The following is a 22695-nucleotide window of genomic DNA, read 5'->3' on the forward strand; positions in this document are numbered from 1 at the left end:
CTCCCATTATACTGATCTTCCCAAGGGTATATAAAAGTGATTAATCTTTAAATGTATTAAACATTTAATTTAGACTTATAGTTTTGTTTTTTATTTAGTAAAAAGCGTAAGATCGATTATTTCTGCCATCTTTTTATATGCTTCTGCATTAGGATGCAATCCATCACCGCTGTTGTACATACCTAAAAGCTTCTTTTGATTGCTTGGATCTCTTAAAGCAGCATCAAAATCAATAACTGCATCAAATTCACCGCTGGTTCTGATCCAATTGTTAACTGTAGTTCTTGTTTGTTCATGAGCAGCACTGTAATATGAATTACCTTCAAACGGTAAAATTGTTGCACCGTAAATAAGGATATTTTTTGCACGTGCCTTAGTTATAAATTGCTTATAGGCATTTATGATATTTGTGGCATTGGCATTTCCACCAATATCATTAACACCTTCAAATACTATTGCATAACGAACTCCGCTTTGATTCAATATGTCTCGGTCAAATCTTATAAGTGCTGTAGGGCCTAATCCTCCACTTAAGATGGTGTTTCCGCCTATACCTTGATTAAGCACTGCAACCTTGGATGTAGCAGAATTTGCCAGTAAACGGGTAGCAAGATTATCGGTCCATCTATTCTGTTGGTTTGTTGTTGAACCTCTTCCATCAGTAATGGAATCACCTAAAATAGCCACTGCTTTGTAAGAATCTTCTGTAAGTACATCCATTCCTGTTATAACATACCAATGCTCAGTATTTACAGCTCCAGTCATGCTTGCACTGGCAGCTTTATTGCCGGTCAGTATGTAAGAGGTTGTCCTCGAGCCGGGATGGCCCGTAAGAGCAGATGGAACGCTGCCAAAATATATAGTAATGGCCATATTGGTAAGTTGGGTCAAATTATAATCAAGGGTATCGGAAATTACAGTTTTACCTTGTGCAATTGTTATCGATTCCTTGCCTCCAAATGTTACTACTTTATCAGTTTCAGATTTTATTGAATTTCCACCTGCCGATGCAGCCAGGTGAACTGAATTCATAACCATGGGAGAATTGCCGTATTCGTTGGAAAACTTCAATCTTATTTTATTTCCGCCGATTGATACACGGAAAATTTGACGCAATGTATTGTTGGAAAGGTTAGTTGGCGGCATGTTATTGCTTTCTACCAGTTGTGGTGCTGTTCCCCAGGTACCAACCCATTTATCCGCAACCAGAGGTGGTGTGGTCGGAGTGGGTGGTGCAGTTGTCACAGTAGGTGTAGCTGGAGGATTGGTTATTATGGTATTAAACTTGGATGCAATTACGATTACATCAGACATGTTGATTGCACCATCACTGTTTAGATCATATGATGCAACATATTTACCGTCTCCTATTACTGAATTGAATGTTTGTGCTAAACTAATTACATCCGACATGTTGATTACGCCGTCATTATTTAAATCTCCGGTGGATGCGGCATTAGCCGATAATGAACCGAAGGTAAATAAGGACGAAATAAGCAGCATTAAAACTAATGCACTTTTTGCAAATTTGCTCTTTGCAAGACTCTTCATGTACAACACTCCTAATCTAATTTTAGTTTTATGTCTAGAGAAATTATGTTGTATGCGGCACTATAATTTCTCACTATAACATCAAGGTTAAAAAAACACTTTATGATTTTTTAATGTCTAGGAAATATTAAACCCCTGATAGTTTCTATTTTAATACACATTTATCACTGTTAAAATATTTCGTTGGATAATAATTTTTATGTCGGAATTTGAATCTGAAAATATAAATTTTATTGGTACTGATATGGGAAGAAGACAAAAAAAAACACCGGATTTCTCCGGCATTTTTTAGGTCTAGGAAATTAAGGAGTAATTTCTTACAACATCAAGGTTTCAAAATTCCAAGGAACTTTGTTCTCTAGAGATTAATATTACTCAACAATTATGTAACTTAAATTGGTTTTAACTTTGTCCTTAAAAGTAAGAATCATTTCATCCTTTGTCTTAATCTTGCCTGCAAGATATGATCTCATACAATCCAAATAGCAATTTTCGATAGTATCATCATATTTAGTAAGTAGGTTACCATTTATATCTTTTATGAATGTCTCATAGAATTTGAATACGTTGGTACCCATGATTTTGCTGTCTTCTAATGAACCTTCAGATATAGCTTCAAGATTATTTGGGAAATCCTGATTATTATTTGCCCATTTCTTCATCGCATCTTTATTGGTAGTAAAGTACTTTAAGAATTTCCATGCTGTATCCTTGTTGTGTGATTTGCTGTAAATACCGAACCAAGTACCACCCCAGAAACTAGGGAAAGGTGGTCTAGCCAGCCCCCATCTTCCTCCTTCAGACGCTGATTTATCATTACTGCCCACAATCCATGGAATACCCCAGGTCGGGCATGCCCATACCAAAGCTTTTTCATCATCGGCTATTGCTGCGGACCAGCCTGGTGACCACTGATCCAAATAAGCTTCAAACTTGTTGTTTCTTAAGGTTTTTGCAAAATCAATAAAATCAAGCATTTTTTGGTCTAAGTTAAGCTTGTTGTCTGCAACCCATCCATAACTGCGGCCGCCAAGATAAAACTTCATAGGTTCTTCAAAGGTTGGAAATAAGGAAACCTTTCCGCCGCTTTTACCATATAAAGTTTTGGCAGTTTGAAGCATTTTCTCAGGAGTCGACATCATCTCTGCAATTTCTGATGGATCATCTGTGCCCAGGTATTTTTTAGAGACACCTTTCTTATATGCCAGTGCCATTGGAGTTGCTTGATGTGATAATGCTCTTAAAACTCCGTTTTTGTCTGTTCCTACATCTAGTGTATATGGGATCATATTTCCAACATAGTCTTTGCTAAGTTCAGTCAAGTCAGCAAAAGCATCAGGCATGTCAATAAATCTTTTTACAAAGGCAGATTCAACACCAAAAACATCAGGAACACCTGAACCTGCCCTTATGGCAGAGGTGAGTTTGTTCTGATATTGCTGATCCCTATCGGGAATAACCGAAAGATTGACTTTCACATTGGGATAGGCTTCATTAAATGCTTTTACTATGTTAGGAGCTTCATCTTTATTGAAATACCAGAATGAAAATTCACCTTTAATACCTTCATTATTTTGATTTGTAGGTTCTGTATCAATAATGGGTATATTATCTTTATAAGGTATACCTTCATTAGATGAAGAGATTTTTATAGACTGGCTTTCGCTGTCCCACTCAATACCTAGTCCGGCTAAATCGGCAACAGCCCTTACAGGCAAATATGTCCTTCCGTTTATTATGACAGGGGATATTTTTGAACCGTTTACCTCTTTTAAAACCTTTTCTTTGTTATCATAGTAAATCTTGATATTGTCATTGACTGTTGCTTCAATCTTCCTTATGGCATTATATCCACACACTGATGCTATGGAAATGGAACAGGTGAATACAGCAACAGGAATGACTACTTGTAGCTTGGAAACTTTTTTCATCTTTGCATCTCCTTTTATTTATATGATAGTATAATATATAAAAATCAGTATTAATTTTTATATATATCGTGGAAATTTACCACGATTTGATAATTTGTATTATAACATATATATACAATGGAAAAGTTAAGATTAGTTTAAAAAAAGTTACAAATTATTTAAAATATCATATTGATATTATTTATTGTGTGTGATTTTTAAAAATTCACCGATATACACCTGGGGGTATAAAACATATGGCTACATTTTTTCTAATAATTATCTATATGGCTTTCATCAGTTTAGGCTTGCCTGATTCTTTGCTTGGAACAGCATGGCCTCTTATGCAGCCGGAATATGGAGTTTCCTTTGATGCAGCAGGCATAGTTTCCATGTTTGTAGCGGGAGGGACAATTGTATCAAGCCTGGCAAGCGGATTTGTGATAAAACACCTGGGTACAGGAAAAGTAACATTTATAAGCTGCTTTATGACAGCTGTTTCATTACTGGGAGTTTCATTTTCTCACTCATTTATCTGGCTGCTATTTCTAGCCATACCTCTTGGTTTGGGGGCAGGTTCTGTTGATGCAGCACTGAATAATTATATTGCACTGCACTATAAGGCACATCATATGAGCTGGCTCCATTGCTTTTGGGGTGTTGGTGCTACATTAGGTCCTATTATTATGTCACAATTCATTGCAGGACAAAATTCATGGAGAAACGGATATCTTACAGTCTCCATGATACAGTTTTTATTGGTTATTATGCTTTTTTTCACACTACCGTTATGGAAGCGTATGGCAAAAGAATTTCATCATAGTCCGGAAAATATAAATAATTATGAAGATATAGATAATAAAGATAATTTAAATAAAATTGAAGAGAAATCCATAAATCCATTAAAAATAAGAGGTGTTAAATTCGCACTTGCTTCTTTTATGTTTTACTGTGGGGTGGAGTCTACTATGGGATTATGGGGAAGCAGCTTTCTTGTGGGTGTTAGAGGATTATCACCAGCTGCTGCAGCAAAAGCGGTATCACTTTTTTATGCAGGGATTACTGTTGGCAGGTTTATTACTGGATTTATTACCTTGAAGTTGAATAACATTACTTTGATTCGTACAGGTCAAACGACGGCACTGGTTGGCACTGTTCTCTTACTGTTGCCTTTGCCTACGATTGTTACAATTTCCAGTTTTGTTATTGTTGGTATAGGATGTGCACCGATTTTTCCATGCATGATTCATGAAACTCCGATAAGATTTGGGAAAGAGAACTCTCAGTCTATAATTGGCTATCAGATGGCATTAGCATATACAGGAGCCACATTCTTACCGCCAATTCTAGGGTTTATTGCAGCTCGGACAACAATAAGGCTTTACCCTTTTTTTATCCTGGCATACATTATTATTATGTTTTCCTGTTCAGAAAGGATAAACATTTTGGTAAAGGGGAAGAGGTAATTAAGGAATGACTAAAGTTATGATATGGCAAGCTCCTTGGTCAGGTGGTATTGATCCCTTGCATTTTCCAAAAGCATCTTGTTATTTTTTGCTTCCGGAGAGCTTATCAATTTACTGAACCAGGTGATGGCTTCATTATAGTTCCCAATCCTGCGGTTAAGCTCGGCAATCATGTACATGCATGTACATTCATCGAACTTTCCGATTGGGAATTTTTCTTTATCATATGATTCGGTGTAATTTTTCAATGCGGACTTTAAGAAATCCATTTCCTTATTATCCTGTTTTATTCTATAGAGCCATGCCAGCCTTATATTTAGCTTGGCAAAATCACTAGGTGGACCACCGATCTTTATAAGATTATAGAGTGCTAGCTTATATGCCTCAAGTGCAGCATCAACATTTCTTTCTCCTGTGAATTTTCTGCTTTTCCAAAAAGTAGTGATTGCTGTGCTAACTTTTTTTGCATCGTTTATGCCAAGTTTTTCAAATCGTTCACTTAGAGCAGCATAACCGCAGAATTCACATACCCATGCATCATAAAACATTGGATTAATACCTTTGTAAATAACAAAAAAATCTGTATCATGGGAAGAAACAATACAGGCTTTTGTTTTAACCTTCGTAACCTCAATTGTTTTTTTGCAGGCTGGACAGGTTAATGTTTTGTTATAAAGTGAATCATCCATAGCAATCCCTCTTTTTGATTAAGTATACTTGAAATGAACAAGACTTATAGCCATTGGAAATGAAGTGAAATTTATAAAGATACATTGGACTGTAATATAAAAATTATATATTACTCAATGTATCTTTGTCAAATCCAAGAGAGGAGCGTTTGTGACCGCATTTTAGCGATTTTGTTTGGGATACATTCCATTACTCGGTATCTTATACAATTGCGGAACTGAACATTGGAATGACTCAAGTAAAACATCTATTATAAATTTTAAATTTTATTTCCCGTATAATTTCGCTTTTGTGTTAACTTAACTCGTGAACACACGCTCAAAACGGGAAGTATTATTTCAATCATGCCTTAATTACTTGAGGTATGTCATTTTCAGCAGATCCTCAATTATTCTTATATTCCTTAAAGATTCATCCAACCCAACCAGAGGCTCTTTGTCTAATAATATGGAATCTGAAAAGTCTTCAACCTCCAAAAGGTATCTTTCACATGCATCAACTGTAATTTCCTCTGTGTATTCATTCTTACGCAATATTATTTTACCTTCATAATCAGAAAAGGTATCGGGTATGAGAATTGTTCCAAGGGTACCTGATATCTGAGTCAGCTGGTTGTAAAAACCATCAAAGCCGCAACTTATATCGGCTATAATATCGTTCTCATATTTTAATATGGCACTAAATCTTAAATCTATGCCATTTTTAAGAACATAGTCTGCTTTCATGGAAATTGGTGCAGATTTTAGTATCATGCCAATAAAATTCAGGGGATAGCAGCCAATATCAAATAAAGCACCTCCGCCTTGTGAAATGTCCCAGCGGTAATCATTATCCCTGCTTAATAAAAAACTAAATGTTGAGTAAATGTGTTTTATTTCTCCTATTACATTGCTTTTTATAAGCTCAATTACCTTTTTAGTCCTTGTAGTATACCTATACATGAAAGCTTCCATAAGCTTTACATTGCATTTTTTACATTCTTCAATCATTTCTATGCATTCTGATGAGCTTAATGAGATAGGTTTTTCGCAGAGGACATGTTTACCTTTTCGGGCAGCTTTTATGACCCATTCCTTATGAAGTCCATTGGGAAGAGGTATATAAACTGCCTGTACATTTGGATCGTTAAGGAGACTTTCATATTCATTATACGTTTTAACATCTTTGTAGCTTTTTTCACATTCCTCTAATTTTTCAGGATTACTGGATGCTATTGCATAGAGCATGGAATTGTTAGATTTTAATATTGCAGGTATAACATGGTTTTTTGCTATTCTTGCATAACCAAGAATTCCCCAATTTATTTTTCCATATGTCATAATGGTTCTCCTCCCAATATTTGATAAAATAACTTACATAAAATCCAATAGATTTATTATAATTCTCATTTTCTTAATTATCAATGATATTGAATAATACCATTAATGATCTCTGTTTATAATATATAATAACAAATGCTTTAGAAATGTAATATTATGTGGTAAGGTGTTCAGAGATTCCATTGCGTTACAGAAATGGTTCCACATTTCTTTACGTGCTTCTTCCAGCCCGAGAGCGGTTACAAATGTGGAATTTGAGTTCAAAATATCCTTGCCTGTAGGCTTGCCAAGCAAAGAAGCGTCACCTTCAGCATCTAGCAGATCATCCTTTATTTGAAAGGTTATTCCGGCAAAACGTGCAAACCTTTTTAATGCCTCGATTTCACAGTCCCTTGCTCCTGCTAAAATTGCAGGCATAACCAACGAGGCTTCAAATGCAATTCCAGTCTTATAAAAACAGATTGTATCCAGTTCCTCAAGGGTTAGATTTTTACCTTTAGACTGGAGGTCCATCAGTTGTCCTTTGCACATATCCTGGGTTACACAGCAGGAATAACGTACAATCCTTAAGATGGCTTCAGCACTAAAGTCATTGAGGTATGTCTGTTCCTCAATAGCCTTTTGAGTCAGATACAGACCTGTCAATTCAGCTGTTGCCAAATCATAGAGATTATGAAGGGTCTTACGGCCTCGTCTCGTATCTGCATTATCCTGGGATGGCAAATCATCATAGATCAGCGAAGCTGAGTGCATATATTCAATAGAGCGGAACAGGGGAAAGAGAGTTTTAGGCTCCAATCTGTAAATGTCTCTGGCTATGATCCATGCAATAAGCGGCCTTAGTCGTTTACCGGCTGCTTCAATGCTGTAGTTTGCTGCATCTACAACTGTTTGACTAAGGAGTGAATTGCTACCTGATTTTGCGATATTCAGGAAGCTATTTATTTCGTGACGTATATTTTCTATTGTATCCTTAAAGGTATTTCGCTGATTTCTTTCATTTTTAAAGCTTGTAAGCATATGGTCCCTAAGAAGTTTATCAAAGAAATCAACATCATCTGCTTTCATGACAAGTTCTTGTACAAGGTCATTAAATTCAGAAATATTGGAGGTCAGGAGGGACATAAGTTCATTGTATTTATATGCTCCCAAACGTTCCCTGCAACGCTTTAGCCCGTTAATGGCACGGTCTAGAATTACCTCGGAGGTTTTAGCATCATTATTGTAAACGTTGTGTATCAGATTTGAGATTACGGTCCAGTACAATTCAAAAGGGTTGATAAGATCTGGCCGCTCATCCCGATATTTCATCCAGTATGTATATGGAGTAACTGCACTTTCTTCCATGTCATCAAACATATCTGCAAAGTCGTCCGCCAATTGATTGTAAATGCCATAATAGAATGTTCTTTCATCAAATCCTCTGTCTTCATCTGCATCGGAAACAGAACGGGCAATAAGCCTTGAAGAGGATGATTTTAAAATTATGGGGATATAAAGATCCTCATTAGTATAGGTGCTGTTGGATAATTCCTTTATACGGTCTATTTCCTGGGAATTAAAAAATACATATGCTTGTTCAAAAAATGACTTCAAGTGCTCCTGACTTTGATGTGATTTAATGTAAAGGAAAGCTTCACGAAGCTCCGAATGCATATATGAAACCAGTTTTCTGTTCTTTTCAGGCCAAATACCCAATTCAGGCACTGAACCATTTAAAAGTGATGTGCGTATCAAGTTGGAATAACGGCTTTTTTCCTCCGGTGACAGAACATTTGCATCAAGAATGTCATCTATAAATGGATATGTAAGTCCATACGAATAGCCAAGGCGGATAGCCACATCAAGCTTTTGCATGCGTATTTTTGTGGGTGTGCTGTCGTTAATTCCCTCGAACTCATGCATGAGAACGCCTGCAATGATTTTAACCAGCTTTCGCTCAGCCTGTTCAGCATCCATTCCTTCAGGAAGATGAGCGGAAACCTCCTTGAGCTTATCCATTAACCATATCATGGTTGATTCTATGTGCTCTTCTTGTGCCTTCCTGTATAATGATGACAGATCTAATATTTGACTATTGCTTTTATGGTCAGAACCGGTGTAACGTATGAGATAATTCTTCAGCCTTTCCACAACACGCCTAATACGCTGATGAGTATCAGGTGAACTCAAGTCTTTGCCAAGATCACGCATAAAGATATATGAGATGCTGCGATCAAGATAATTTTCAAGCCTTCCTGAGTATTTTAACCATTGTATGTAACGATTATAGTCTTTAGGATCAGGCCTTATATGTTTACTTATATAGCCGGTTAGTGCAAAATGGCACATATGCCCTTTCTTCCAAGACTTGAATTCATTTACCAGAATGGGAATATATTCTTTGTAAGTAACCTGATGAAGGAGGGAATTAAAATAATCTCCAGCTCTTTTTACAGCAAACTCATAGCATTCATCAGCATTGATAAAGGGAGTATTGTCCTTATATGATGTTATATTTGAATGATTATATGACATTCAATTATCCTTTCATAGATTGTAAAAATTATGTACTTCTTAACACTTGATACACATTAGTAAGGTGATTGTAACAAAACTGATTAATATAATCAATTTATAATACTTAAATATTCATATGATTATTCATTAATTATATTAAAAGTGCTAATAATCTTACATTTGGCAGAGCAAATAACGAACGTTTTTAGCGGGATTTGAGATAGACAAATGTAAAAGATAATCACTTTTAATTAGTTGGAAAGATAGAAAACAATAAAAGCCAGATTGAAAATTTTATATTTTTCTTTTCCTGTGAAAAACTATAAGAAAAAATATAATAATATTTCAATAAGAAGGGTAGGACATTACATGGGTAAAAACAAGACAAAGGGTTTTAATTCAGATCCAATGAAGGAAAAAACACAGGAATTGGAAGAAACCAAAAGAATATCAAAGGCATTTGCGAAAAATACCCCAATAAGATCTAAATAATGGTATAAAAAGAGCCAGGTGACAAAAGACACACTGACTCTTTTTTTATAACAGTGCCAAATACTTATATAAGGTTAAACTATATTAGTTATAATGGAGAAACTAGTTAATTATTATTCTAAAGCAAGTTGGTATGGAATGTTATTGTCTTTTAACAAATAAAGAAAAGAAATAGCTTCATAAATGCTGCAAGTATCAAAGTATTTTGTATAATATGAAGTAAATGAATCAAAATCGCCATCAAAAGGCAAAGTGTTCATTGTTTGAAAAACTTCTGTTACACTTGATGTTACGAATGGATAGTTTTCCAAACGATTAAATTCAAATTTAGGAACAAGTAAGTTATTCAACTTAAGTGTTACTACATTTTCCTGATTTAATGAAGTAACAAGATTCTGGACTATTTTTAGTGATTTGATCATGAATTTTACACCACGGTCATCCTTGCTGTTTCCAGTGATATCTAAGTTTATCTTTGATTTTACTTTAAGTGATAAATCTGAAGGGATTACTACATCATTAATTCCTTCACTTATAATTTTTGTAAAACCAAGTTTAGCTTTCTGAGTAAAGAGAAGATACTTAACCAAAATACCCTTTACTTCGGCTTGGCCTTTTTTTGAATTCCATTTGCCTTTTAGAAGTTTTGAGATATTCTCAGTAGTAGCTGTAAGGTTTTTCTTAGTAACAGCAGCAATACTATTTGCAATTTCTTTATTATCCTTGCTAGCGATTGAGTCTAACAAAAAGGTCTGTATAGAGTCAACTTCCGCTTTAGCATTATAACTAATTTTTTCAGCGTTTTTAGGTGCTTTCAGATCGTTCTTATCTGCAAACACTATACCGGATGATGCCATAAATAATACAGTCGAACATATTGCAACAGATAACGCTTTTACTACATGATTACTTCTTTTGTTTCTCATTAATAAAACCTCCCTATAAACGTTTTTTTTAACATGGTTTCCCCCAAGTTTAAAATAATATAAGATATTTGGCACATGTTACAATTTAGATAATTTTATCACATAAATGATAAAAATGGAATTAAAATACCAAAAAAGTGATTAAATTATAGAAAAGTTATGATTTGATGAATAAATATGGCAATAAAAACAGGAAATAACCAAGAGACGTGAATAAAAAAATAAAATTAATTGCCCATTTAAAATAGTAAAATTTTTCAACATTATTGCACTAAAAAAATAAAAAATTTTGGTATAATTATAATAGCCATTGTTGTATGAAAATGTAATGAATAAATAATTAGAAATTTGTAACAAAAGTACATGGAGTACAGTTACAAAAATAAACAATTTGCGACTAAAGTTATTAAATTAATTTTTAATAATATATAGAAAAAATTTTAGGGAGGCTATGTATATGAAAAGAAAACGAAAGCTAGGCTCATTATTTATCAGCTTAATTTTAGTGGTTAATTTGCTTACGGTATGTTTTTATACTGAATTATCCACAGCTGCAGATATGAAGTCACCTGACTTGAATGGGGACAAGGTGGTAAACATGTCTGATGTTATTCTAATAGCAACTGTTTTTGGAGCTGTTTCTGGAGATGGAAAGTATAAATCATCATATGATATAAATGGTGATGGGGCAATAAACATGTCAGATGTAATAATAGTTGCAACCAGTTTTAATAAAACAGTAAATGACCCAACTCCGACAAATGGTCCTACACCAACACAAACCAAAAAGGATGAACCAAATTTAACTGGGGATATTATCTTCTCAGTACCTAGCAAAACTTTCCAGAATCAAATATCTGTAACATTAAGTACCAATATTGCCAATGCACAAATTCGTTATACTACCAATGGAAGTGTTCCAAATAACAGTTCAACATTATATAGTAGTGCATTGACATTTACAAAAACTACACAGCTTAGAGCCCAAGTTTTTGTAAATGGAGCAGCAAGCGGTAAGATGGGTACTGCACTCTATATTGCCAGTTCAATCAATACCAAACACGATGTTCCAGTAATAATTATAGATGATTACGGTGCAGGCAAGCCAGTCAAAGATACTTACAAAGACTGTGCTATTATGGTTATGGAACCAACAAATAATGAACTTTCATTATTACAAACTCCAACTATAGCTACTCGCGGAGGAATCCATCTACGTGGACAATCATCAGCAAATTTTGAGAAGGCACCATATAAAATTGAATTACGCGATAATGAGGACAATGATGCTAAGTATAAACTCCTTGGACTGGGTACTGATGGTGACTGGGCACTGCTTTCGCCTTACCCTGACAAAACCCTGATCCGTAACTCTCTTGCATATACTTTGGGAGAAGATATGGGCTTGCAGGCTCCAGGATGGAGACATTGTGAAGTCTACCTCAATACTGACAACCAACCATTGTCTGCTGATGATTATCAGGGTGTGTATCTTCTTGTAGAGACACCGGAAATACAAAAGAATCGTCTTGATATAGCAAAGCTTAAGCCGGAAGATATAACAGAGCCAAATATTACAGGGGGCTATCTCATGCAGTTTAATATGATGGCAGCTGAAGCACCGTTGATTAAGGGCAACGGTTGGAGTGATCTTGAGTTGACAGAACCTCAAGATGCTAATTCTCAACAGATTGCATGGATAACCAATTACATCCAAAAAACACATAATGCGATTCATAGTACAAATCCGTCCAACGCAACAACCGGTTATCCTGCATACATAGATGTTGATTCATTTGTTAATTTTATCATTACAAACGAGCTTGCTCGTGAAGCTGACTCATATATGCGCAGTACCCGTATATACAAAGACCGCGATAAAAAGCTCATGGCTGGTCCTTTGTGGGATTATGACCTTGGATATGACTGCTTTGTAATGGGCGGTTTTGGCGGTGGATTCGGCGGAGGAACAACGTCTACAATAGAAGGTTGGCAGTTCCAGCCAATGGCTATGTTCCCAGGAATGGGTGGTACTACATGTGACTGGTACTATACTTTGATGAAGGACACAAGTTTCCAAAGCAAAATCAGTGCACGCTGGCAGGAATTACGTCGTGGCCCATTATCTAACGCAAATTTATCTGCAAGGGTTAAACAGTTATCATCACCGTTAAACAATGCTGCAAAGCGTAACTTCCAGAAATGGAATATACTAAACACTTCACAAATAGGCGGCTTCGGAACTCAAACAACTCAGACATGGGAACAACAGTTAACAATTCTTGAAAACTTCCTGCTTAAGAGAGCTGCGTGGTTGGATACATCAGGATGGAAACCAACTACAACAACTAATCCCGGCGGCGGTTGGGGTGGCTTTTAAAAATTAGTTAAGACTAAATAGACAAAAAATCCTGTTCACATAAATTATGTTGAACAGGATTTTTAATAATATAATTTATAAATATTACAGTAAAATCAAAATTTAATTGCAATAGTGATTTGTATGTGATATTATATGTATATCTTTATATAATAAATGGAACAGACGAGAAGAGATTAGATAAGATTAGATGAGACGAGAATAGATAGGCATTTAACATATTATGATTATTCTGCCAGTCATTCTTGACTGGCTTTTTTGATACCATCATTTCTCTTGTCATTTTCCAGAACCGAAAGGGGGCAATTACATGTTCTATCCAGAACTATCTAAGGCTGTGAAATTATCCAAAGAATACAATATAATACCTGTAATTATGGAAGTCTATGCTGATATGGAAACACCAATCAGTTTGTTTAAGCGATTTGAGGACAGTCAATACTGTTTTTTACTTGAAAGTGTTGAGGGTGGAGAAAAATGGGCTAGATACTCTTTTATTGGAAGGAACCCATTTTTGATTGTAAAAAGTAGAAATGGAAGAAACTACATTGAAGACAGGAATGGAAATAAGACAATAGAAGATGGTAATCCTATAGAAGTAATTAAAGCCCTTATGGGAAAATACCGTGGTGCCGATATACCAAAGCTGCCTAGATTTAATGGTGGTGCAGTGGGTTTCTTTGGCTATGATCTTATTAGATATTACGAAAACCTTCCTAATATTCCTGAGGATGATCTTGACCTTCCGGAAAGTCATTTTATGTTTACCGATGAGGTTATAGTGTTTGATCATCTGAAGCAGAAGATTCATATCATTGTAAACATGCATGTTAACGGCAATATAGAAAGAGCTTACAATAGTACTACAGAAAGAATAAAAGCTATTTATAAAGAGATTTTATCTTCAAGGTGGAAGATAAATGAGAATATCAAGCCTGAACTAAGTACTTCAAATAAGGAATTCAATTTTACAAGTAATATAAGCAGGGAAAAATTCTGCGAGAATGTTGTTAGGGCAAAGCAGTATATTAAGGATGGAGACATATTTCAGGTAGTTCTTTCACAAAGACTGTGTGTTGAAACAGATCATGAACCGCTTGATATATACAGAGTTTTAAGAGTTCTAAATCCTTCACCGTACATGTATTACCTAAAGTTAGATGACTATAGGATTATAGGTTCATCACCTGAGATGCTTGTGAGGGTTGAAGACGGGGTTGCAGAAACGTGTCCAATAGCCGGTACGAGAAAGAGAGGGTCAACAAAAGAAGAAGATGAAGCTTTGGAAAAAGAGCTTTTAGCTGATAAAAAGGAATGTGCGGAGCATACCATGCTTGTTGATCTGGGAAGGAATGACATTGGCAAGGTTTCCAAGTATGGAACAGTAAAGGTTAATAACCTTATGCATATTGAAAGATACTCTCATGTTATGCATATAGTGACAAATGTTGTTGGTGAGCTTAATGAGGATAAAACTCCATTTGATGCACTTATGTCTGTTCTTCCGGCTGGTACCGTATCCGGTGCACCTAAGGTTAGAGCAATGGAAATAATAGATGAACTGGAAAATGTAAAAAGGGGACCCTATGCAGGTGCTATCGGATATCTGAGTTTTAACAGCAACCTTGACAGTTGTATTACCATAAGAACCATGGTAATAAAGGATAATAAGGCTTATATCCAGGCAGGTGCAGGAATTGTTGCAGATTCTGTCCCTGAAATGGAGTATGAGGAAACGCTCAATAAAGCTAAAGCACTTCTAAAAGCACTAGAGGAAGTAGGTGGTATAAGATGATAATAATAATTGATAACTATGACTCATTTACTTATAATCTTTATCAATTTATAGGAGAAATCAACCCTGATATTGAGGTATATAGGAACGATAAAATAACCATTGAAGATGTTATGGAAAAGAAGCCAAGCCACATAATAATATCGCCGGGGCCTGGATTTCCAAAGGATGCAGGTATTTGCACAGAGCTTATAAAAAGATTAGGTAAAAGTATACCGTTACTTGGTGTTTGCCTTGGGCATCAGTCTATAGGAGAGGCTTTTGGAGGAAGGGTAATTCATGCAAAGGAACTTATGCATGGAAAAGCATCTGAGATTGATGTAGATAGTGAAAGTCCGTTATTCAAAAATCTACCGGGTAAAATAATGGCAGGAAGATACCATTCTCTTATTGTTGAGAGATCATCACTTCCACAGGAACTTAAGATAACTGCAAATACGGAGGATGGAGAGATTATGGGTTTTATGCATAAGGAATATCCTATCTATGGTATTCAGTTTCACCCAGAGTCCATATTGACACCTGATGGAAAGGAAATCATCAGAAATTTTCTTTCTATATAATAGAAATAATTTATTAACATAGATAATTTATAGAGTGGAAAATTAATTAAGATTGGTAAAGAGGGGTGTGTCAGATGATACAAGAGGCTATTAAAAAATTAATTACTCCAATTAATTTGACAGAAGATGAAGTTGTCAAAACCATGAGTTCAATAATGGAAGGAAATGCTACTCCTGCACAGATTGGAAGCTTTATAACGGCTCTTCGTATAAAGGGGGAAACTGTTGAGGAAATAACTGGATGTGCCAGAGTGATGAGGGATAAAGCTGAAAGGTTTGTACCCGATCTTGATTTTTTCATAGACACTTGTGGTACGGGTGGGGATGGCTCAAATTCCTTCAATATATCTACAGCGGCAGCTATTGTCGCATCAGCAGGGGGAGTACCCGTTGCAAAGCATGGAAACAGGTCTGTTTCAAGTATGACAGGTTGTGCTGATGTGCTTGAAGCACTTGGCGTAAATATAAATATAACATCGGAGCAGGCAAAAAAGTGTATAGAGGATATAGGTATTTGTTTTATGTTTGCACCTATGTTTCATAAGTCTATGAAATACGCAGCAGGTCCCAGAAAAGAGCTTGGAATAAGGACAATATTCAATGTCTTAGGGCCGCTTACTAATCCGGCAGGTGCAAAAGGCCAGGTTATGGGAGTTTTTGACTGTAAATTGACTGAGACCCTGGCAAAAGTTCTATTAAAGCTTGGAACGGAAAGAGCTATGGTGGTTCATGGTATGGACGGTATGGATGAAATAACAACTACCACATCTACTCTTGTATCTGAGGTAATGGATGGCAAGGTCTTAAGTTATGAGATAAAGCCGGAAGACTTTGGAATCAAGGTTTGTTCAAAGAGCGAATTAACCGGAGGAGATGCTAAGGCTAACAGTCAGATAATAGTCTCAATATTTAATGGTGAAAAGGGACCAAAAAGAGATATTGTTCTGTTAAACTCTGCAGCAGCCCTTTATGTTGGTAAGAAAGTGCGTAGCTTGAAAGATGGTATAGAATTGGCTGGTGAATTGATTGATACAGGAAAAGCAAGTAACAAACTGGACCAACTGGTATCGTATACAACTAAATTATAATATATGATGAATAATGTTTAAGGTTAATTGTTATTCATAAAAACATCTTTTACTATTTGAAAGGAATTGTTTATATATGATTTTACAAAAAATCGTTGATGCAAAAAAGTTACAATTAAAAGAAGAGATGAGGCAGATAGGGATAGACGGCTGGAAACAGAGGCTTTCAAGGCCGGGGCTTCATAATACTATTGACTTCTATAAGGCTATTAAAAGAGAAGGCAAGGTCTCAATAATTTCAGAGGTTAAGAAGGCATCACCTTCAAAGGGAATTATAAAGGAGGACTTTGATCCTTTGGAAATTGCAAAGGAATACTATACATCGGAGGTTCAAGCATTATCCGTTCTGACCGAGAAAAATTTCTTTCATGGATCTGATGAATATCTTTGTAAGATAAGGCAATCAATACCTCTTCCAATTCTAAGGAAGGATTTTATAATTGACTTATGGCAGATTTATCAGGCCAGATTTTTAGGAGCAGATGCCATACTTCTTATCGTATCCATACTGTCGGATGATGAGCTTAAAAAATTTCAGGCTGTGGCAAGTATCTTAGGAATGCAATGCATAGTCGAGGTTCATGATAAGGAAGAGACATTAAGAGCAATTGATTCTGGAGCAAAGATAATAGGTATCAACAATAGAAATTTGAAGACTTTTGATGTGGATTTGAAAACCACCGAAATACTTATGAATTGTATACCTCATGATAAAGCAGTTGTAAGTGAAAGTGGTATAAAAAGCCGAGAAGATATGGTTTATCTTAAGGAAATTGGAGTTGATGCGGTGCTTATAGGCGAGACATTTATGAGGGCACCTTCCATTAAGGACAAAATCAATGAAATAAGGGTGTGATTTAATGTCTAAAATAAAGATTTGCGGAATAAGGCGAGAGGATGATATTATATATGTTAATAAATACCTCCCTGAGTTCATTGGATTTATATTTGCACCTAGCAAAAGAAGGATCAGTTTTGGTGAAGCGGCAGATTTGGCAAAAAATCTTGATCCTTCAATTAAAAAAGTAGGTGTATTTGTAAATGAGAGCTGTGAAAATATTGATGAGGCAATAAATAAATGTGACCTGGATGTTGTACAGATTCATGGAGATGAAGATCCTTGCTATTTTGAGAAGCTAAAGAATAAGACTTTGAGCTTATCTAAAGATAAGAGGGTAGAGGTATGGAAAGCCCTCAGGGTTAAGGACGAAATGTCATTATTAGAAATGGGAAATTATAAGGTTGACGGATTTGTTCTGGATACTTTTATTGAAGGCAGCTATGGTGGGGCTGGGAAGACATTTGACTGGACACTTGCCGTTAATGCAAAAAAGTATGGAAAAATAATCCTTGCAGGAGGATTAACATCTGAAAACCTTATTGATGCAATAAATATTGTAAATCCTATGGTGTTTGATGTCAGCAGTGGTGTTGAGACAGACGGATATAAGGATGAAAAGAAAATTTGTGATTTTATTAGAATAGCAAGGAGCTATTAGTAAGATTGGACTTTATATATAGATATAATAGATATAATATAAAATATCATCCACTAAACTCGACAAAAGGGAAATTTGTCTTTTTAATGGATTTTTTTGTGCTTTCATGATAAAATTAAATAGTATAGCTCTAATCATTTATAATTTTAGGTTTTATACATATCTTTAAAGTACTCTAATTTATCTGCTAAATATGTTTACTTTTCAATAATTCTAAATGGTGTTTATTAAAATTCCGATATAATAAGAAAGTGGAAGTGATTTTTCATTCACACATTAATAAATAGCAAGATAAAATATGGGAGGCAATATGGCAAACAATAAGTATGACATAGACTCCAAGGATAATATATTAAAGTCCGGCAAGAATAGACCAAGGATTTTTAAGAATAAAAACATCCGTGACTTAAGACACGCACCATTAAAAATATCTTTAATATATTTGATTTTGGGTTTTATGTGGATATTTTATTCTGATGACATCATAACCAAATATACGACCAGTGATATAGACGCATTAAGAAATCTGCAGACATTTAAAGGTTTGTTTTATGTGCTTATTACTGCTACTATCCTATATTTAATGTTTAATAATGTGATGAAAATTATTCGGATAAAAGAAGATTCCAGAGAAAAAAGTTATAGGAAGTTGGTTGAATCTAAAAGGAAGCTAAAGGCAAGTATGAATGAAATAAAAAAGTTTGAATACTATGATTTTTTAACATGTTTGCCCAATAGGGGATTTATGGCTGAAAAAATTGAAAACATGTTAAAGATAGCAGATGATAATACCAGGTTTTCATTGTTATTTCTGGATTTGGATAATTTTAAGATGGTCAATGATATTTTGGGGCATGATTACGGGGACCAACTTCTGAAAAACATTGCCTGGGATCTGAGAAAATGCATAGATGAAAGAGACATAGTTGCACGACTTGGAGGAGATGAGTTTATTATACTTCTTGCGGATGAAAGTGACAAAGAAAAAATTGAAAACAAAGCAAGAAGAATTTTAAATCTATTTTCCAGGCAGTGGAGTTTAAGCGGAAAGGAATTTTTCATAACTGCCAGTGCAGGCATAGTTATATATCCTTATGATGGAGCAGATTTACAAACATTATACAAAAATGCAGATACAGCAATGTACCAGGCAAAGGAAAGCGGGAAGAACTGCTTCTTATTCTTTAGACAGTATATGAACGAGAAGGTATCTGAAAAGCTGGAATTGGAAAATAAGTTAAGGAAAGCAATAAAGAATGAAGAATTTATAGTATACTATCAGCCTCAAATAGATATAGGAACAATGCAGGTGAAGGGAGTTGAGGCACTTGTAAGATGGAACCATCCTATAGAAGGGATTATTCAACCGGCTAAATTTATTCCAGTAGCTGAAGAGTCCGGCCTTATCGTTGAAATAGATGAGTTTGTGATGCGGACAGCATGCAAGCAATTAAAATCCTGGATTGATTCCGATATCGAGCCTGTTACCATTTCTGTCAATTTAACAAGTAAGGAATTTCAGCAAGCTAATTTCGTGGACTTATTGAAGGAAATTATTAATGATACAGGACTTAGGGCGGATTTCATAGAAATTGAAATAACCGAGAGTCTGGTTATGAAGGATATTGATGTTACTTTACCTGTATTGAAGGATTTAAAATCAATGGGGGTTAGGATATCTTTAGACGATTTTGGTACCGGGTACTCTTCGTTAAATTATTTAAAAAGGCTTCCTATAGATACTATTAAAATTGATAAGTCGTTTATAGATGAAATTACTGAAGATTCAAAGGAAGAAGCAATTGCTGAGTCAATAATAGCACTTGCTCACAAGATGAATCTATCTGTTGTCGCTGAGGGTATTGAAACCAAAAAACAATTGGAGTTTATAAAAGAGCAAAAATGTGATAAAGCACAAGGGTACTATTTCAGTAAGCCTTTGCCTGTCGATGAAATTGAAAGACTGCTGTCTGTCCCTTCAATTTATATAAATTGAATTGTGGAGAGTTTATTATTTATCGTTTTTGTATGAACAAAGAGGAATATATACTTAGAGAGCTCATTTCTGCGTATAAAAGAGTATAAAAAGTATATTTTACATTAATGGGCTTATACTAAATTTTAATGATATTGAGATATGTTTAATAAGGTGTTATATTATATAAGCTGTCACTGAGACACTGGTGAAAATATTGCAGAAAAAAGTAAAAACAAAAAAAAGTGTTGACAGTAAAAAAAGATTATGGTAGTATGTATAAGCTGCTTCGAACGCAGCAATGGACTTTGAAAAGTAAACAGTGTAAAAAGACGAAAGAAACTCGTTAATTTTAAGATGAAGCTTTTATAAGCTAAATCAGATTTGAGTAACTTGCGAACTTTATAAAAGTCAGTAAGTAGATTATTAAATGAGCTAATTAAATTTTCAAATATTAATTTGAGAGTTTGATCCTGGCTCAGGACGAACGCTGGCGGCGTGCCTAACACATGCAAGTCGAGCGGAGATATTTAGCAATAGATATCTTAGCGGCGGACGGGTGAGTAACGCGTGGGTAACCTGCCTTATACAGGGGGATAACACAGGGAAACTTGTGCTAATACCGCATAACACAATTTTGTGGCATCACAGAGTTGTCAAAGGAGCAATCCGGTATAAGATGGACCCGCGTCCAATTAGCTAGTTGGTGGTGTAACGGACCACCAAGGCGACGATTGGTAGCCGAACTGAGAGGTTGATCGGCCACATTGGGACTGAGACACGGCCCAGACTCCTACGGGAGGCAGCAGTGGGGAATATTGCACAATGGGGGAAACCCTGATGCAGCAACGCCGCGTGAAGGATGAAGGTTTTCGGATCGTAAACTTCTTTGATGAGGGACGAATAATGACGGTACCTCAAAAACAAGCCACGGCTAACTACGTGCCAGCAGCCGCGGTAATACGTAGGTGGCGAGCGTTGTCCGGATTTACTGGGTGTAAAGGGCGTGTAGGCGGGAATGTAAGTCAGATGTGAAACTCCGGGGCTCAACTTCGGAACTGCATCTGAAACTATGTTTCTTGAGTGCTGGAGAGGAAAGCGGAATTCCTAGTGTAGCGGTGAAATGCGTAGATATTAGGAGGAACACCAGTGGCGAAGGCGGCTTTCTGGACAGTAACTGACGCTGAGGCGCGAAAGCGTGGGGAGCAAACAGGATTAGATACCCTGGTAGTCCACGCTGTAAACGATGGATACTAGGTGTGGGAGGTATCGACCCCTTCCGTGCCGCAGTTAACACAATAAGTATCCCACCTGGGGAGTACGGCCGCAAGGTTGAAACTCAAAGGAATTGACGGGGGCCCGCACAAGCAGTGGAGTATGTGGTTTAATTCGAAGCAACGCGAAGAACCTTACCAGGGCTTGACATCCCTTGACGATGGTAGAGATATCATTTCCCTTCGGGGCAAGGAGACAGGTGGTGCATGGTTGTCGTCAGCTCGTGTCGTGAGATGTTGGGTTAAGTCCCGCAACGAGCGCAACCCCTGTTGTTAGTTGCCATCATTAAGTTGGGCACTCTAGCGAGACTGCCGGTGACAAATCGGAGGAAGGTGGGGACGACGTCAAATCATCATGCCCCTTATGTCCTGGGCTACACACGTACTACAATGGCTATTACAGAGGGAAGCTAAGCCGCAAGGTGGAGCAAATCCCCAAAAATAGTCCCAGTTCAGATTGTGGGCTGAAACTCGCCCACATGAAGTCGGAATTGCTAGTAATGGCAGGTCAGCATACTGCCGTGAATACGTTCCCGGGCCTTGTACACACCGCCCGTCACACCATGAGAGTCTGCAACACCCGAAGTCAGTAGTCTAACCGCAAGGAGGACGCTGCCGAAGGTGGGGCCGATGATTGGGGTGAAGTCGTAACAAGGTAGCCGTATCGGAAGGTGCGGCTGGATCACCTCCTTTCTAAGGAGAACTGAAGATTGAGATAAGTCTCAAACTTCTAAATTCCAGGTCGGTAACGAGTTCTTTCAATTACACTGTTTAGTTTCCAGAGCCCATTGGGTAATGGAAGTTTAATTTGGGGGTATAGCTCAGTTGGGAGAGCACCTGCCTTGCAAGCAGGGGGTCAAGAGTTCGACTCTCTTTATCTCCACCAGAACTGCAGAGACTAGAAATACACTTTAGGGTATATTACTGGGATCTAAGTTCAAATAGCTAAAATTAATATGTACCTTGAAAACTATATAATGAAGAAGTAAAGATGAGAAAAATAAGGGTAACAAGTATCAAGATAAAAAGTGTAAGTAATCTTACATTTGACGGAGCAAATACCGAATGCTTTAACGGGATTTGCGACAGACAAATGTATAGATTAGTCACTTTTAATCGAATTAAAGGTACAAGTGACTCTTAGGATGATCATAACGATGGTAAAAGACAATTACTTTATGAGAAACCATTATCGAGAGAAAATCGAGAATTATCTTTTTTGCAAACAGCAACTAGGTTTCGATAAAATCACCCAAAACGGTGATTTC

At 36.3% G+C, this 22695-nt stretch carries 16 protein-coding genes, 1 tRNA gene and 1 rRNA gene; 12 read left to right on the forward strand and 6 right to left on the reverse strand.

Going from position 1 to position 22695, the window contains the following annotated elements:
* Positions 1-90: 90 nt before the first annotated feature.
* Positions 91-1551 carry a GDSL-type esterase/lipase family protein gene (locus Bccel_RS02475; RefSeq protein WP_036946577.1) on the reverse strand — a complete coding sequence of 487 codons (1461 nt, stop codon included), beginning with the start codon at positions 1549-1551 and terminating at the stop codon, positions 91-93.
* Positions 1552-1922: 371 nt separating this feature from the next.
* Positions 1923-3482, reverse strand: coding sequence for an extracellular solute-binding protein (locus tag Bccel_RS02480; protein WP_036946580.1), 1560 nt, complete (start codon positions 3480-3482; stop codon positions 1923-1925).
* A gap of 236 nt (positions 3483-3718) precedes the next feature.
* Between Bccel_RS02480 and Bccel_RS02485 the strand changes: the two genes are divergently transcribed.
* Positions 3719-4927 carry an MFS transporter gene (locus Bccel_RS02485; RefSeq protein WP_036946583.1) on the forward strand — a complete coding sequence of 403 codons (1209 nt, stop codon included), beginning with the start codon at positions 3719-3721 and terminating at the stop codon, positions 4925-4927.
* A 17-nt stretch (positions 4928-4944) separates the two neighbouring features.
* On the opposite strand, the gene Bccel_RS02490 is transcribed toward Bccel_RS02485, so the two are convergent.
* From Bccel_RS02490 to Bccel_RS02500, 3 genes are all read right to left on the reverse strand, one after another.
* Entirely contained in the window at positions 4945-5616 is a 672-nt protein-coding gene (locus Bccel_RS02490) for a DUF2225 domain-containing protein (protein WP_036946588.1), read from the reverse strand.
* Positions 5617-5970: 354 nt separating this feature from the next.
* Positions 5971-6936 carry a Gfo/Idh/MocA family protein gene (locus Bccel_RS02495; protein WP_036946591.1) on the reverse strand — a complete coding sequence of 322 codons (966 nt, stop codon included), beginning with the start codon at positions 6934-6936 and terminating at the stop codon, positions 5971-5973.
* A gap of 102 nt (positions 6937-7038) precedes the next feature.
* On the reverse strand, positions 7039-9453 hold the full coding sequence (locus tag Bccel_RS02500; RefSeq protein ID WP_050753019.1) for a polyprenyl synthetase family protein: 2415 nt from the start codon (positions 9451-9453) through the stop codon (positions 7039-7041).
* 351 nt (positions 9454-9804) lie between these two features.
* Here Bccel_RS02500 and Bccel_RS31970 point away from each other — a divergent pair, with 351 nt between their 5' ends.
* Positions 9805-9927, forward strand: a complete 123-nt coding sequence (locus Bccel_RS31970) for a hypothetical protein (RefSeq protein WP_276326214.1) — start codon at positions 9805-9807, stop codon at positions 9925-9927.
* Positions 9928-10040: 113 nt separating this feature from the next.
* On the opposite strand, the gene Bccel_RS02505 is transcribed toward Bccel_RS31970, so the two are convergent.
* Positions 10041-10853, reverse strand: coding sequence for a hypothetical protein (locus tag Bccel_RS02505; protein WP_036946594.1), 813 nt, complete (start codon positions 10851-10853; stop codon positions 10041-10043).
* Between the two features lie 457 nt (positions 10854-11310).
* Between Bccel_RS02505 and Bccel_RS02510 the strand changes: the two genes are divergently transcribed.
* The 10 genes from Bccel_RS02510 to Bccel_RS30040 all read left to right on the forward strand — a co-directional run bounded on the left by Bccel_RS02510 (position 11311) and on the right by Bccel_RS30040 (position 22571).
* On the forward strand, positions 11311-13233 hold the full coding sequence (locus tag Bccel_RS02510) for a CotH kinase family protein (RefSeq protein WP_036946597.1): 1923 nt from the start codon (positions 11311-11313) through the stop codon (positions 13231-13233).
* A 310-nt stretch (positions 13234-13543) separates the two neighbouring features.
* Positions 13544-15028, forward strand: a complete 1485-nt coding sequence (gene trpE / locus Bccel_RS02515) for an anthranilate synthase component I (RefSeq protein WP_036946601.1) — start codon at positions 13544-13546, stop codon at positions 15026-15028.
* Complete coding sequence (locus tag Bccel_RS02520; protein ID WP_036946603.1) at positions 15025-15591, forward strand: anthranilate synthase component II; 567 nt, start codon at positions 15025-15027, stop codon at positions 15589-15591. The genes trpE and Bccel_RS02520 overlap by 4 nt, the downstream gene beginning before the upstream one ends.
* A gap of 74 nt (positions 15592-15665) precedes the next feature.
* Entirely contained in the window at positions 15666-16679 is a 1014-nt protein-coding gene (gene trpD / locus Bccel_RS02525) for an anthranilate phosphoribosyltransferase (protein WP_036946606.1), read from the forward strand.
* A gap of 76 nt (positions 16680-16755) precedes the next feature.
* A complete protein-coding gene (gene trpC / locus Bccel_RS02530) occupies positions 16756-17535 on the forward strand; it encodes an indole-3-glycerol phosphate synthase TrpC (protein WP_036946609.1) in 780 nt (259 codons plus the stop codon).
* A gap of 4 nt (positions 17536-17539) precedes the next feature.
* Positions 17540-18178 carry a phosphoribosylanthranilate isomerase gene (locus Bccel_RS02535; RefSeq protein ID WP_036946612.1) on the forward strand — a complete coding sequence of 213 codons (639 nt, stop codon included), beginning with the start codon at positions 17540-17542 and terminating at the stop codon, positions 18176-18178.
* Between the two features lie 310 nt (positions 18179-18488).
* Positions 18489-20174, forward strand: coding sequence for a putative bifunctional diguanylate cyclase/phosphodiesterase (locus tag Bccel_RS02540; protein ID WP_036946615.1), 1686 nt, complete (start codon positions 18489-18491; stop codon positions 20172-20174).
* A gap of 434 nt (positions 20175-20608) precedes the next feature.
* Positions 20609-22120 (forward strand): 16S ribosomal RNA (locus Bccel_RS02545).
* Positions 22121-22237: 117 nt separating this feature from the next.
* A tRNA-Ala gene (locus tag Bccel_RS02550) sits at positions 22238-22313 on the forward strand.
* 105 nt (positions 22314-22418) lie between these two features.
* The gene (locus Bccel_RS30040) at positions 22419-22571 is read left to right on the forward strand and encodes a hypothetical protein (RefSeq protein WP_160317680.1); all 153 of its coding nucleotides are present in this window, start codon (positions 22419-22421) and stop codon (positions 22569-22571) included.
* Positions 22572-22695 lie beyond the last annotated feature (124 nt).

The organism is Pseudobacteroides cellulosolvens ATCC 35603 = DSM 2933 (genome assembly GCF_001262605.1).
In the GTDB taxonomy this organism is placed as follows: Bacteria; Bacillota; Clostridia; order Acetivibrionales; family DSM-2933; genus Pseudobacteroides; species Pseudobacteroides cellulosolvens.

Excerpts from the sequence above, each read along its gene's own strand:
- Bccel_RS02475 (WP_036946577.1), bottom strand. The coding sequence starts at position 1,551 with ATGAAGAGTCTTGCAAAGAGCAAATTTGCAAAAAGTGCATTAGTTTTA.
- Bccel_RS02480 (WP_036946580.1), bottom strand. The coding sequence starts at position 3,482 with ATGAAAAAAGTTTCCAAGCTACAAGTAGTCATTCCTGTTGCTGTATTC.
- Bccel_RS02485 (WP_036946583.1), top strand. The coding sequence starts at position 3,719 with ATGGCTACATTTTTTCTAATAATTATCTATATGGCTTTCATCAGTTTA.
- Bccel_RS02490 (WP_036946588.1), bottom strand. The coding sequence starts at position 5,616 with ATGGATGATTCACTTTATAACAAAACATTAACCTGTCCAGCCTGCAAA.
- Bccel_RS02495 (WP_036946591.1), bottom strand. The coding sequence starts at position 6,936 with ATGACATATGGAAAAATAAATTGGGGAATTCTTGGTTATGCAAGAATA.
- Bccel_RS02500 (WP_050753019.1), bottom strand. The coding sequence starts at position 9,453 with ATGTCATATAATCATTCAAATATAACATCATATAAGGACAATACTCCC.
- Bccel_RS31970 (WP_276326214.1), top strand. The coding sequence starts at position 9,805 with ATGGGTAAAAACAAGACAAAGGGTTTTAATTCAGATCCAATGAAGGAA.
- Bccel_RS02505 (WP_036946594.1), bottom strand. The coding sequence starts at position 10,853 with ATGAGAAACAAAAGAAGTAATCATGTAGTAAAAGCGTTATCTGTTGCA.
- Bccel_RS02510 (WP_036946597.1), top strand. The coding sequence starts at position 11,311 with ATGAAAAGAAAACGAAAGCTAGGCTCATTATTTATCAGCTTAATTTTA.
- trpE (WP_036946601.1), top strand. The coding sequence starts at position 13,544 with ATGTTCTATCCAGAACTATCTAAGGCTGTGAAATTATCCAAAGAATAC.
- Bccel_RS02520 (WP_036946603.1), top strand. The coding sequence starts at position 15,025 with ATGATAATAATAATTGATAACTATGACTCATTTACTTATAATCTTTAT.
- trpD (WP_036946606.1), top strand. The coding sequence starts at position 15,666 with ATGATACAAGAGGCTATTAAAAAATTAATTACTCCAATTAATTTGACA.
- trpC (WP_036946609.1), top strand. The coding sequence starts at position 16,756 with ATGATTTTACAAAAAATCGTTGATGCAAAAAAGTTACAATTAAAAGAA.
- Bccel_RS02535 (WP_036946612.1), top strand. The coding sequence starts at position 17,540 with ATGTCTAAAATAAAGATTTGCGGAATAAGGCGAGAGGATGATATTATA.
- Bccel_RS02540 (WP_036946615.1), top strand. The coding sequence starts at position 18,489 with ATGGCAAACAATAAGTATGACATAGACTCCAAGGATAATATATTAAAG.
- Bccel_RS30040 (WP_160317680.1), top strand. The coding sequence starts at position 22,419 with ATGAGAAAAATAAGGGTAACAAGTATCAAGATAAAAAGTGTAAGTAAT.